Source organism: Pseudomonas saliphila (genome assembly GCF_008638345.1).
In the GTDB taxonomy this organism is placed as follows: domain Bacteria; phylum Pseudomonadota; class Gammaproteobacteria; order Pseudomonadales; family Pseudomonadaceae; genus Halopseudomonas; species Halopseudomonas saliphila.
This window is the reverse complement of sequence record NZ_VTVA01000023.1, coordinates 1-13,013: the sequence shown is the minus strand read 5'-3', so window position 1 is coordinate 13,013 and position 13,013 is coordinate 1. Positions and strand designations below refer to the sequence as shown.

The following is a 13,013-nucleotide window of genomic DNA, read 5'->3' as shown; positions in this document are numbered from 1 at the left end:
CGCGCGGTCCGCGCTACTGTTGCTGGCACTTGGCGACTTTTTCGCCGCTCGGTTTCCCAGCTGCGCAAGCCGTTGCTAGACTGCTGCTAACGAGTTCACACATAACATTGCGTTGCGACAGCCTGCAGGCCCCTTCAATCGTACGGATAACAGTGAGCAGAACAATGAAAAAACCATACAGCAAAGCGCTTTCCCGGATTATTGCAGTTGCCGCCATGGCCGGCGCCTCTGGTTTTGCCATGGCCGCCGATAACATCAAGATCGCTCTGGCCGGGCCGGTGACCGGGCCTGTCGCGCAGTATGGTGACATGCAGTTTGTGGGCGCGAAAATGGCCATCGAGCGGATCAATGCCGCTGGCGGGGTCAATGGCAGCCAGCTCGAGGGCGTGATATTCGATGACGCCTGCGATCCGAAACAGGCGGTCGCCGTAGCCAACCGTATCGTCAACGACGACATCCAGTTTGTGGTCGGCCATCTCTGCTCCAGCTCTACCCAGCCCGCCTCCGATATCTATGAAGACGAAGGCATCCTGATGATCACCGCGGCCTCCACCAGCCCGGAAATCACCGAACGCGGCTATGAACTGATCTTCCGCACCATCGGCCTGGACAGCCTGCAGGGCCCGACCGCCGGCGAGTACATTGCCGAACAGGTCAAGCCGAAGAAGGTGGCTGTGGTGCATGACAAGCAGCAGTACGGCGAAGGCATTGCGACGGCTGTGCGCGATGTACTGCGCGAGAACGATATAGAAGTAGCCTTGTTTGAAGGCATCACCGCCGGGGACAAGGACTTCTCCGCACTGATCTCCAGACTGCGTCAGGCCGATGTCGACTTCGTGTATTACGGCGGCTATCACCCGGAGCTGGGGCTGATTCTGCGTCAGGCCAGAGAGCAGGGCTTGAAGGCGAAGTTCATGGGACCCGAAGGCGTGGGTAATACCGATATTTCAGCGATTGCCGGCGAAGCCTCCGAAGGCATGCTGGTCACGTTACCCAAGGCATTCGATGAAGATCCGAAGAACGCTGATCTGGTGCAAGCCTTCAAGGACAAGAACGAAGACCCCTCCGGCGCATTCGTCTTCCCCGCCTACGCCGCAGTGCAGGTAATTGCTGATGGCATCAAGCTGGCGGGCAGCACTGACCCGTTCGATGTAGCCGAGGCGCTGCGCTCAAACAGCTTCGAGACCCCCACCGGCACGCTGAGCTTCGATGAAAAGGGAGATCTCAAGGACTTCAATTTTGTGGTCTACGAGTGGCACGCCGACTCCAGCAAAACGGCACTCTCCGAGTAACATGCAAAACCTGACAGGCCCGCTATCCGGGCCTGTCTTGTGTGCACATAGCGCTACCCGCATTGACCGTCCTGTCCCTTTCCAGGTGTTGTGGCCATGCCCGATTCGCTTTATTACTTCATCCAGCAACTGCTGAACGGGCTGACCGTCGGCAGCACCTACGCGTTGATCGCGATCGGCTACACCATGGTCTACGGCATCATTGGGATGATCAACTTCGCCCACGGCGAGGTGTACATGATCGGCAGCTATATCGCCTTCATCTCGATCGCAGCGCTGGCGATGTTCGGTATCGACTTCCTGCCGCTGATGATCATCGGCACCTTTCTCATCAGCATGATAGTGACCAGCGCCTACGGCTATAGCATCGAACGCGTCGCCTACCGTCCATTGCGCGGCGGCAACCGGTTGATTCCGCTTATCTCCGCCATCGGCATGTCCATTTTCCTGCAGAACGTCGTGCGCCTGGCACAGGGCTCGCGTGATATTGCCATGCCGAACCTCATCCCCGGCGGCATCAATATCGGGCCGCAGGAGGGCTTCAGCGCGACGCTCTCCTACATGCAGATGATCATCTTCGCGGTCACGCTGATATCCATGACGCTGTTGACGCTGTTCATTACCCGCTCGCGCATGGGCCGCGCCTGTCGCGCCTGCGCCGAAGACCTGAAGATGACCAATCTGCTGGGCATCAACACCAATGGCATCATCGCGCTGAACTTCATCATCGGCGCTGCGCTGGCGGCGGTGGCTGGCGTGCTGCTGGGTATGTATTACGGGGTGGTGAATCCGCATATCGGTTTCATGGCCGGACTCAAGGCCTTTACTGCTGCGGTCCTCGGCGGAATCGGCAGTATCCCCGGTGCGGTGCTGGGCGGCTTGTTGCTCGGCGTAACCGAGGCCATGACTGCGGGCTATTTCAGCAGCGAATACAAGGATGTGGTCGCCTTCAGCCTGCTGATACTGGTGCTGTTGTTTCGCCCCAGCGGCATTCTCGGTCGGCCGGAGGTAGAAAAGGTATGAGCCGCTATAACCTGAAAGCAGCAATTATCTCTGCGGGCGTCGTGGTTGCGCTCACTGGTCTGCTCATGGGTGTGCGCCTCGGTCAGTCCGGCGGTGGTCTGATCATCACCGGTGCCGGGCCGGACGTGTACTGGAAGATCGCCGCCGCTGCGCTGTTCATGTTTCTGTTCAACCTGTTCCGCAATCAGCTGAATGCGCTGTGGCGAGCCTTGCCCGGCATGCCCAAAAGTCCCGCCGGGCTGACGGCGGTAACCGAAAAGCCGGTCATGCGCAGACTGTTCTGGTGTTTTCTCATTGCCGCGGCCTTGATCTGGCCCTTCTACGCTGATCGAGGCGGCACCGATCTGGCGACCCTGGTGCTGATCTACATCATGCTGGGGCTGGGTCTGAACATCGTCGTGGGTCTGGCCGGCCTGCTGGATCTGGGTTATGTCGGCTTCTACGCGGTCGGCGCCTATACCTATGCCCTGCTGGCGATGTATTTCGACATCGGCTTCTGGCCAGGGCTGTTTGCCGCCGGCGCGATGGCGGCGCTGTTCGGATTCCTGCTGGGCTTTCCGGTCCTGCGGCTGCGCGGCGACTATCTGGCGATCGTGACGCTCGGCTTTGGCGAGATCATCCGTATCCTTTTGAACAACATGACTTGGCTGACCAACGGTCCGAACGGGATAGGCGGGATTCCCAAGCCGACCCTGTTCGGTCTGGAATTCAGCCGCCGCGCCGGTGACGGCATGCAGACGTTTCATGAATTTTTCGGCATCGAGTACAGCTCGGTGCACCGGGTGATGTTTGTGTATTTTCTGGCTCTGGTGCTGGTGCTGATCACGCTTTATGTGATCAACCGGCTGTTGCGTATGCCAGTGGGTCGCGCCTGGGAAGCGCTGCGCGAAGATGAGATCGCCTGCCGATCGCTGGGCATCAATCCCACGGCCATCAAACTCAACGCCTTCACCATCGGCGCCACCTTTGCCGGGTTCGCCGGCTGTTTCTTCGCGTCGCGCCAGGGCTTCATCAGTCCGGAATCCTTCACCTTCATTGAGTCGGCGATCATTCTGTCCATCGTTGTGTTGGGCGGTATGGGGTCGCAGGTGGGGGTCATTCTGGCGGCAATCATCATGACGCTCCTGCCGGAAGTGGCCCGCCAGTTCGAGGAGTACCGCATGCTGCTGTTCGGCCTGCTGATGGTGCTGATGATGATCTGGCGCCCGCAGGGACTTTTGCCGATGAAACGCCCGCACATGGAGTTACGGACGTGAGCGCCATTCAACCCTTGCTCGATGTAACCAGCCTGACCATGCGCTTCGGCGGCCTGCTGGCGGTCGACGGCGTTGCGCTGAAAATCATGCCGCAGGAGATCGTCTCCATGATCGGCCCTAACGGCGCGGGCAAGACCACGGTATTCAACTGCCTGACCGGGTTCTACAAGCCCAGCGCCGGGCGCATCCTGTTCCGCGGAGAAGATATTCAGGGGCTGCCGGGCTTCAAGGTCGCGCGCAAGGGCATGGTCCGTACCTTCCAGCACGTGCGACTGTTCAAGGAAATGTCGGTAGCCGAGAACCTGCTGGTCGCCCAGCACCACAACATGAACACCAATATGCTCGCCGGACTGTTCAAGACTCCAGCTTTCAGGCGCAGCGAGAAGGAGGCCATGGAGCGTGCGGCCTACTGGCTGGAGCGCGTCAATCTGCTCGAATTCGCCAATCGCAAGGCCAATACCCTGGCGTATGGGCAACAAAGGCGACTGGAGATTGCCCGCTGCATGGTCACCCAGCCCACGCTGTTGATGCTGGATGAACCCGCGGCCGGGCTCAATCCGCGCGAAACCGAGGACCTGAAGGAGCTGATCGCCGAGCTACGCAGCGCACATAATCTGACCATTCTGCTGATCGAGCACGACATGAAACTGGTCATGAGCATTTCCGATCGCATCGTAGTGATCAATCAGGGCTGCCCACTCGCCGAGGGCACACCGGAGGAAATCCGGCTAAACCCCGATGTGATCAAGGCCTACCTGGGCGAAACCTGAGGACGCTGCATGCTCTACTTTGAAAACGTTTCGACCCACTACGGCAAGATCCAGGCGCTGCACGACATCAATATCCAGGTGCAATCCGGCGAAATCGTCACGTTGATCGGTGCCAACGGTGCCGGCAAGACCACGCTGCTCATGACGCTATGCGGCGACCCGCGCGCCACCAGCGGCAGCATTCGTTATGAGGACCAGGAGCTGACCTGCCTGACCACCGCGCAGATCATGCGCAAGGACATCGCCATCGTCCCGGAGGGCCGACGGGTATTTTCGCGGCTGACAGTCGAGGAGAATCTGTCCATGGGCGGCTATTTCACCCGGGGCGATGCGTTCGCTGAGCAACTCGAGAATACCCTGGAGCTGTTTCCGCGCCTCAAGGAACGCTTCCAGCAGCGCGCCGGCACCATGTCAGGTGGCGAACAGCAAATGTTGGCGATAGGTCGCGCGCTGATGAGTAAACCCCGGCTACTCTTGCTGGACGAGCCGTCGCTGGGGCTTGCGCCTATCATCATCCAGCAGATATTCGAGATCATCGAGCAGCTGCGGCGCAACGGCGTGACCATCTTCCTGGTTGAGCAGAACGCCAATCAGGCGCTCAAGCTCGCCGACCGCGGCTACGTCATGGAGCATGGCCACATTGTGCTGGAGGATTCCGGCGAGGCACTACTCGCCAACCCGCAAGTGCGCAGCGCCTATCTGGGCGGCTGATCATGGCGCCGCGTCGGTACCCTTATAGGCACAGCCGTTCAGACGTTTTCCATTAAACGACAGCGTTGCCTTCAGGTGGCGGTAGTCGCCACTGTTGTCGAAGCAGGCCTGCGGGTACAGCCACAGTTCGAGATCCGTATCCTCCGCGCCTCGAAAGCTCATTGAGCCATCCGGCAGGCTTTCGGCGATTATCCGCACAGGCCCGGAGTCCTGATCCTCCAGGCCGTCGAAGCGGATACCCTGCTGATCCACTACCAGACGCCAGGACTCATCAAGCCCCCGTGCTATCCACTGGCCACTCTGCGGTTCCTCAGCGCAGCCGCGGCCACTGGACTGCATACGCAGTACCTGAGTGGGGTGCAGCCTACCCTCGCCACGAACGCTGCCCTCAATATCGGCAAAGATAGCGAGCTGTCCCGGTTGCGCTACGCGCTGGAACAACTGATCCAGAGCGCTCGCCTCTTCCAGGCCAACGCGGGAACCCTCGCGGCATCGCTCGATCGTCCAGCTATCCCCGTTTTTTTCGAGAAGCCCGACCACCCTCTCACTCTCCCCGGACGACCAGGGCAACGATGAACAGCCGGACAGCAAAACAGAACTGCCGCACAACGCAAGGCAAACAGCCCTTAAACCAGGACGCATATGTGAACCCCTTCTCTAATAACGCTTTCATCTAGGAAAAGACTGGCTACAATTGGTCACAGAGTTGCGCCAGAATGCTACCCTTCGGCAATGTGGAGTCTAGATTAAACTCCAGTTGTTTCTCCCAAGCTCTTGATTTTTGGACGCGTGCATGAAAACCATAAAAGTCGTTGCCGTTTTCGCCTTCAGCTTCGCCATGACAGCCTGTTCTTCCAAGGCCCCAGTACCTGTTGCCGTCGTTGCCAAGCCGTGGGCTGAGCCCCGCGTGGAGCATCTCACCAAAGTAGCCGAATCTCAGGGTTATGAAATAGAACGCGAAGGCGAGCAGATTCGCCTGATCATTCCGGTGGATGGCAATTTCCATCCCAAGCGTACCCTTCTGCTACCTTCAGGTCTGGTTCCCTTGAGCAAGATTGCCCAGGCGATCCGGGACGACGAAGAAACCTTTTTCTCCGTGATCGGCCATAGCGACAGCGCCGGCGCAGAGGAGCTGAACGAAGATCAAAGCCTTGAGCGTGCTCAGGCCGTCGCCAATGTCCTTATGTTAGGCGGTGTCAGCCGCAAGCGCCTGCAGCTCAGTAGCATGGGCGAAGAAGAACCCCGTGCAGACAACAGCACCGAAACCGGCCGCCACAAGAACCGTCGCGTCGAGATCGTAATGACCCCCGCCCTCACAAGCATGGCGATGGCTGAGTAACGTACTTCTGGCCGCCCCGGCTCCGGGGCGGCCACCCCCCTTCAGCTTTTTCTTACTTTCAAATCACAGGCAGTTCTCCCCCGGGGGTGTAGTGCGCCTGCGCTGCGCCAGGGTCCGCAACACTGGCCTATACGCACAATGCTGCTTACACTTGCGTCCTTTGCGTCCCGACGGAATCCACATGAAAGAACGTCCCCAGCCCCGCGCCATCGCCCTGCTCCCGTTACTGCTGTTTCTGCTGATCTTTCTTGGCAGCGGGACCTACTATTCGCTGATCGGGACCGAGTTCGCGTTCTACCAGATCAAGGCACCCGTCGCGATATTGCCAGCCATCGTACTGGCGATTCTGCTCGGGCGAGAGGGACTTAATCGCAGCCTGGATACCTTCATCTCTGGCATCGGCAACAGCAACATCATCACCATGGTGCTGGTCTTTTTCCTCGCTGGCGCCTTCGCCACTGTTACCGGTGCGATTGGTGGCGTGACGGCAACAGTGAACATGGGTCTGAGCTTCATACCGCCGGCTTTCGTGCTGCCCGGTCTGTTCCTGATTGCTGCGTTCATTTCCACTGCCATGGGCACCTCCATGGGGACCATCGGTGCGGTCGCCCCCGTTGCGCTAGGCTTTGCAGAAGCCACCGGCATCTCCATTCCGCTGGCCATGGGCGCGGTAATAGGCGGCGCCATGGCCGGCGACAACCTGTCGATCATCTCCGACACCACCATTGCTGCCACCCGCACCCAGGGCGTCGCCATGCGGGACAAATTCAAACTCAACTTGCTGATCGCGCTGCCCGCTGCAGTGTTGACCCTGATATTGCTGTTCATACTCGGAGACACAGCCACCGAGCCTGCGCTGGCCGACTACCAGTTCATGCTCGTGCTGCCCTATATCGCGGTACTGGTTCTGGCGTTGAGTGGGTTGAACGTATTCGCCGTCTTGATGACCGGAATCGTGCTTTCGGGATTCACCGGCATGTTCCTGGGCGATGCGTATTCCGTCGCCAGCTGGGGCAACGATATCTATAAAGGCTTCGAAGGCATGCTGGAAATTGCTGTGCTGTCGATGTTCATCGGTGGGCTATCTGCCGTCATGAAGCGTGAAGGTGGCCTCGCCTGGCTGCGTCAGAGCATTCAGAACATAACCGCAAAACTGGGCCATGCCGGCCGCCGCAGTGGCGAAGCTGCCATAGCCGCGCTGGTGAGTCTGGCCAACCTGTTCGTCGCCAACAACACCGTCGCCATCATCGTCAGCGGCAGCGTCGCCCGCGACCTGGCCGGCCACTACAACGTCGACCGCCGCCGCAGCGCCAGTCTGCTGGATATATTTTCCTGCGTAGTCCAGGGCTTGATTCCCTACGGCGCTCAAATTCTCCTGGCAGGCTCCCTTGCCGGCGTATCGCCGCTGATTCTGGCGGGTCAGGTGTATTACTGCTGGCTATTGGGCGCTGTTGCCATCGTGGCGATTATTGCCGGATTTCCCAGGCCGCGTGGGGAGATTACGGAGGATGCGGGGGAGATTGGGTGATTGCGCTAGGCGCGCGCATAAATTATGGATGTTAGCTAATAAACCGCCAAAGCAAGAGAAAGACGTTTGCAGCTCGTCTCATAGGGAACCGGCAGGAAATCCCGACGCAAATATCCCATCCGAATTGCTCTGCCAAACTTAGCGCGTGTCCCCTGAGCTGCTCGACTGCACTAGCTCGCTCTCGATATCAATCAGCCGGCTGGTTGGACCGTCCGGCTTCAAGCGCTCCAGTACTTCGTCAGGCCAGGTATGGTGGCTGCGCTTGATAGCGGTGTCGCGGGTAAAGTCCCAGAGGGCAGAAGCAGGATAGAGAATGATATAAAAACAGACCTGGAACAGATGACCTGCACTGCGCGTTTCTTTGAAACTTCTCCATGGAAGCTTTATGTCATCTCGCCGATGATGTTGGTTAAGCTTGATCTGCTGTTTCACATATTCAGGTGAGCTTGTGGTGTTGCCCTGCTCATCAAGCCACGGACCACGATCCATATAAGACTGCAGGTAAGCCCAGACGTGCTGTTGTAGTTCCAGCGTTTTACCCATTGGTAAGCCCAGGGCAACAAAAATGTGGTCGTCAGGTTTGCCAAAGCGCTGCATCAGTATCTCAAGCGTGCTGTTGGTCATGGCACCGATATTCTGGTGCACCATTTTATATTCGTAAGCTAAGGCTCTGATGTCGTCCCAGGGGGTGTGGTAGAGCTCTCCTTCATGCTGGAAATAGATCTCTCGGGTTCGGCGACTTAGGAGGATTGGAGCCGAAGAAGGAGTTAATACTTCCCAGAGGAAAGGAACAATCAACATAGCCATGGCTACCAAGAAAACTTGCCAAGCAAATTCGATGTCTCCATCGAATAGTAGATAGCCAGTAATTAACAAACACATCGTCCCACCATATCCTCCCAATGCACCTGTCCATATACCTTTGAGCATTCCATCGTTAGGCCGAAGCGATAACAGCTTCTCGTTTTGCTCCTGAACCTCAATTGGCATCATCGGAGCAACTTTGCCTTGGTCTGATGAGCTCAGGATTAAACTGAGCTTATGCTGTGCAGCATGGGATCGCAGTAACGTGGCTGCCTTTAAATCCATGCCGAGTCCTTAATCTCAACCGATGGCAATTCGAACCCCTCGATAGGTGAGTAGAAAAGTGTGCCCTCCACTTCAACCAAGCGTCCTTTGTCAGGCTCCTGGTGGTATACGCGCCGGTATCGGGTGACACCCGCCTCTTGTGGCCTGCGTGTACCCCCATCTACTTCAAAGTCCGACTCTGTCCAATTCACAGTTATAGGCTCGAGTGACCGGTCGAACCAGCCCGTACCACTCCAAATTTCCTTGCCTTCAAAGCGAAGCATACCGTCACGGATCCCTTTCTGGCCTTCGAGACGTAGGATTAACCATGTAACCTCAATATGGGCTCCGGTGCGCGGGTTCAGCTCGGGGTAGCGCTGGAGGTTAAGGGTAACGGGGTACAACAGCGCATAAAGCTTTTCCATTTCACCTCTGTGGCTGCCAGACCAAGGTTCTGGCTTAACACCATACCGAGTATTGGCTACCCAGCGTTCCAGGGGAGTATTTTGAGTATATTGACGGACGATCACGCCACTAACGATCAACGCTGCCACACTGGTAAGCGCAAAAGTAAGTGGTCCTCCGAGTACCGCAGTGCCAGTCCTGATCGCTGTTACCTGGCCTAACATTACTGCTGCTCGTGCGAGGCGGTAGGTGCGATAAGCTTTGACTTGTAAGGCAAGTTGGCCTGCTGATGCGACCATCAACCCGACATCGAGCCCGGCTGTATTCAGGTCGCCATGGCGGTAAGCATCAACCGCCTCAGTGCCAAAAAACACTATGTTAGCGGCCGATACGATACCGCTGAAGCTTTGCGACCATGCAGCGGCGGTAAGTGCATTAGCAAGCTGGCGCTTCGTTGCTCCTCCTAGCACTCCCGATATTTGAACTTGTTGTTTCCAGTCTACGTTCGAAAGCTTTTCCACCACAGCTGCCATCCCTGCGATGAAACTAAAACCGGCACCCACAAACTGGCTTAAGGTTCCTATTTTTCTTTCTTCTAATAGATGATCCGTGGAAATAATCAAATTCACTGCCGCCAACACAGCAATCGCACTCCGGACCGGAGCGTCCTGGATCGCCCTTGTGCTGAGATTCAACAGCTGAGGGCTGCGCGGCATTGATTGAACACTATTCGCTGCTGGTCCCGGCAAGGGCGTTGATGCCTGCGGGGACGCTGGCGAAAGCGGGTTGGGAGGCGTAACGGCTGTGCTAGAAGCTTTCAGCGTGAAGTGAGGTATCGCTGCATCACCGGTTGAAGGTAACTTGGCAGTGGTCGGCGCTTTACTGCCGGTTATCTCACCCAACCACATGCCAATTTCTTTCTGGCTGGCGGGTACGACTTCCAATTGCTGCCCGCTCCGGGCCAATGCCGCAGCCATAAAGATTTTACTTGGTGAGTCTGCCTCTTGAGGCCAGCTTCTCATGGAGAGAGCTGCTGCGGGAGCCATCGCAGCAAACATGTGTTGCCTGGGAGCTGTAGGTCCTAACTCTTTTATCTTGATTGCGCTCAAATTAATTGCAGCACTCAAGGTTAATGCCTGGGTAAGGCGGGTGGCTTCTTGCGCCATCTCTGGGGTCGCATCCGCTATGTTCTCCGCTACCCCCAATATAGAAGCGAGGCTGCCTGCATCCAGACGCTCTCTCAACCCAAGCAATGACCACAGTAACCACGGCTTCTGTGGTTCGGGTGGTAGCGTCATGATTTTCCGAACCGCAACGATGCCTTCAGGTTTGTCTGATGGCCCAAGACAAGCCGCTGCAAAATGATCTTCTAGTGCATCACGATGTTCGGCTATGGTGATATCGAAATGACCACAGGCGGTATCCAGACTGGAAGGCCCTTGCCCATGTACGGTGATAAACCAGTCGGCCCAATAACCTGTGAGAGAGGCAATTTCCTCGGCGTAGCCGTCTTCTGCAGTATCCATGGCCTGCCACACTTCATTCAATCGCCGAGTATCGGCAATCCGGTTCATCTTTTGGCCGAGTTGATCATCGCTCTTAGCCAGGCTCCGCAACACCCCGGCAGTAGCCCAGTCTTCCGCGTTGTCCTTGAGATAAACATCATGCGCTTGGTGACGAAGACGGGTCAGCGCGGCGAGGTCCTGGACGATCCCCCAAGGATCGTCGACTATCGCCCATGCCTGTTGCTCGCAGTGGTTCATGGCGAAGATGGTTCTAACCATGTCAGGACGGCTCCCGGTATCCGGCGCAGTGCTCCAGCCATAGCCGTCGGGACTTGAATAATCACCAATGAGTAAATTCGCCGGTTGCCGGGTAATAAAGTCACTGTTCGGTGCACCGCCGAGGGTGACGCTGCGCATGATTCTGTTCCGAACGTCAGCGCGGCTTTTTGCAGTATCAAATTGAGTGTCCGTCCAGCGCACCGGGGACCATACGAGTTTTCCGCCCTCGCCCGCAGGGATGATGAAATAGGGCAGATTGCGCCCGTCAATCACCGGTCCACCCCGATCAGTTTCTGCGAGGCTGGCATTGTTTACGCCGTACTCCGCCAGGCGCCCTTGGTTCTCCAGCCAAAGATATAACCAGCCATCTCTCAGTAAACGTTGGCTGTATTGCATGGGTCTACCAGACGGCACACCAGATTCCAGCGTCGGAAAGGTACCAGTCAGGGCAGGCAGGCCAAGAGCGCCAGCATCAACACCCCGGTCAGCACCGATTGCGTAGCGTAAAGGCCAGACTGCGACTAGGAGGGGGCACACGGCTCCTTGTGCTGGATAGGGGTATGTTTGCATCGGGTTTACTGGTGCATTCATGCCTGACTCTCCTTGTCCGTGCCAGCCAAGCTGTCCAGAAGGTGCTGCCCCAGCGTGAAGAATGAAGTGATGCGCCCGAGGCTTTTCTGGTTCGGTATTTTATCGAGGCGCTCTGGCGGAGCCCGCCAGGCCTCACTCGGCCCTTGATCAGTATTGAGCCAAATAGCATCAATGCCGTCCCAGAAACCATCTGGCCAGCGGTTGTGAGAGTCAAATACCCGTTTTAAGGGACGGCTATCCGCAAGACGTAGCCAGTAGTCCTGCCTGTGAGCGTTGGATACCTGCAGGCGTGATTGAATGAAGTCCAGCACTGCCAAGGGAGAGAGCTGGGATTCCAGCCACACCCCATGACGAATAGGGCTGCCCGGACCCTGCCACAGTAGATCCGCCGCATCACCGACACTGGCTTGAATCAATACAGGTCCCAGTTCTGCCAGTGCGTGGTAATCCGTATCGAGTAAAACGGGTAATGGTTGGTGGTCTGGTAAGTTGGTGTAATGCCAGCGCAGTGCTCGCTCCACCCAGCACCCATCGTATAGCAGATATCCGTCTGTTCGCATCAGCTAGCCCCCACGGTCTTAGTCGCTTCGCAGACCTCGCAAATACCTTGACCAGTGATTGCCGCCTGGCGCATCACCAGGCTTTGTTTGATGAGTGCTTCAGTCGGCTTGCCCGGTTGACCTGCCTCCGCCAGTGCCGCCTGTCCCGGCAACAACGGCGCCGCCCCACTCCCCTTGCCCGCACTCCCACCCGAATTCATCTTCACACTCGGGCCAACCAAGGTCACACCGCTTGGATCGAGTTTTACAAAGCTGCCGCCGACCTTGAAGGTGATTTCACTACCGGCTTCGAGCACTATCTTCATGCCGCTGGACAGGTGAATCTCCTGTCCGGCTTCGATGAACTGACTCTGGCCGAGCTTGACGTGCTGACTGCCAGCCACGGTCAGGTGGTCGTCGGCTTTGATTTCGGTGCGGCGGTCGCTGTGGGTGGTATGGTGTTCCTCGGCGAGCAGTTCGCTATAGCTGTTGGCTTCGACGCGGTCGTGGCGTTCGTGGCCGACGCGGATGCTCTGGTTGTGCTGGATGTTCTGCTCCCAGTCGCGCTGGGCGTGGATGAAAATCTGTTCCTGATCCTTTCTGTCTTCGATGCGCAGTTCGTTGAAGCCGTCGCCGCCGGGGCTGCTCAGCGTCTTGAACACGCTGCGGGTCTTGTTGGCCGGCAGGTCATAGGGGACCTGATGTTC

Annotated in this window: 12 protein-coding genes; 7 read left to right on the top strand and 5 right to left on the bottom strand. The window is 57.5% G+C overall.

Features of this window, described 5'->3' with window-relative positions:
- Window positions 1-164 precede the first annotated feature (164 nt).
- From FHK95_RS18320 to FHK95_RS18300, 5 genes are all read left to right on the top strand, one after another.
- The gene (locus tag FHK95_RS18320) at window positions 165-1,292 is read left to right on the top strand and encodes a branched-chain amino acid ABC transporter substrate-binding protein (protein WP_150306092.1); all 1,128 of its coding nucleotides are present in this window, start codon (window positions 165-167) and stop codon (window positions 1,290-1,292) included.
- 96 nt (window positions 1,293-1,388) lie between these two features.
- On the top strand, window positions 1,389-2,315 hold the full coding sequence (livH, locus tag FHK95_RS18315) for a high-affinity branched-chain amino acid ABC transporter permease LivH (RefSeq protein ID WP_150306091.1): 927 nt from the start codon (window positions 1,389-1,391) through the stop codon (window positions 2,313-2,315).
- A complete protein-coding gene (locus FHK95_RS18310; RefSeq protein WP_150306090.1) occupies window positions 2,312-3,571 on the top strand; it encodes a high-affinity branched-chain amino acid ABC transporter permease LivM in 1,260 nt (419 codons plus the stop codon). Before livH ends, FHK95_RS18310 begins: the two co-directional genes overlap by 4 nt.
- A 5-nt stretch (window positions 3,572-3,576) precedes the next feature.
- Window positions 3,577-4,341, top strand: coding sequence for a high-affinity branched-chain amino acid ABC transporter ATP-binding protein LivG (livG, locus tag FHK95_RS18305; RefSeq protein WP_150306133.1), 765 nt, complete (start codon window positions 3,577-3,579; stop codon window positions 4,339-4,341).
- Between the two features lie 9 nt (window positions 4,342-4,350).
- Window positions 4,351-5,052 (top strand): ATP-binding cassette domain-containing protein, encoded by a 702-nt coding sequence (locus FHK95_RS18300; RefSeq protein WP_150306089.1) that lies wholly within the window; start codon window positions 4,351-4,353, stop codon window positions 5,050-5,052.
- Here FHK95_RS18300 and FHK95_RS18295 read toward each other — a convergent pair whose 3' ends face one another.
- Window positions 5,053-5,592, bottom strand: coding sequence for a hypothetical protein (locus FHK95_RS18295; protein WP_150306088.1), 540 nt, complete (start codon window positions 5,590-5,592; stop codon window positions 5,053-5,055). It lies immediately after the preceding gene.
- Between the two features lie 253 nt (window positions 5,593-5,845).
- Here FHK95_RS18295 and FHK95_RS18290 point away from each other — a divergent pair, with 253 nt between their 5' ends.
- Together FHK95_RS18290 and FHK95_RS18285 are read left to right on the top strand one after the other, a co-directional pair.
- The gene (locus tag FHK95_RS18290; RefSeq protein ID WP_150306087.1) at window positions 5,846-6,391 is read left to right on the top strand and encodes an OmpA family protein; all 546 of its coding nucleotides are present in this window, start codon (window positions 5,846-5,848) and stop codon (window positions 6,389-6,391) included.
- A 181-nt stretch (window positions 6,392-6,572) separates the two neighbouring features.
- Window positions 6,573-7,919, top strand: a complete 1,347-nt coding sequence (locus FHK95_RS18285; RefSeq protein ID WP_150306086.1) for a Na+/H+ antiporter NhaC family protein — start codon at window positions 6,573-6,575, stop codon at window positions 7,917-7,919.
- Between the two features lie 138 nt (window positions 7,920-8,057).
- On the opposite strand, the gene FHK95_RS18280 is transcribed toward FHK95_RS18285, so the two are convergent.
- The 4 genes from FHK95_RS18280 to FHK95_RS18265 form a co-directional block, all read right to left on the bottom strand.
- Window positions 8,058-9,008, bottom strand: coding sequence for a DUF6708 domain-containing protein (locus FHK95_RS18280; RefSeq protein WP_150306085.1), 951 nt, complete (start codon window positions 9,006-9,008; stop codon window positions 8,058-8,060).
- The gene (locus FHK95_RS18275) at window positions 8,999-11,746 is read right to left on the bottom strand and encodes a toxin VasX (RefSeq protein ID WP_328592961.1); all 2,748 of its coding nucleotides are present in this window, start codon (window positions 11,744-11,746) and stop codon (window positions 8,999-9,001) included. The genes FHK95_RS18280 and FHK95_RS18275 overlap by 10 nt, the downstream gene beginning before the upstream one ends.
- A gap of 17 nt (window positions 11,747-11,763) precedes the next feature.
- Window positions 11,764-12,327 carry a DUF4123 domain-containing protein gene (locus tag FHK95_RS18270; protein WP_150306083.1) on the bottom strand — a complete coding sequence of 188 codons (564 nt, stop codon included), beginning with the start codon at window positions 12,325-12,327 and terminating at the stop codon, window positions 11,764-11,766.
- On the bottom strand, window positions 12,327-13,013 hold a 687-nt coding region (locus FHK95_RS18265; RefSeq protein ID WP_408003646.1), incomplete at its 5' end, for a bacteriophage T4 gp5 trimerisation domain-containing protein. The genes FHK95_RS18270 and FHK95_RS18265, both read right to left, overlap by 1 nt.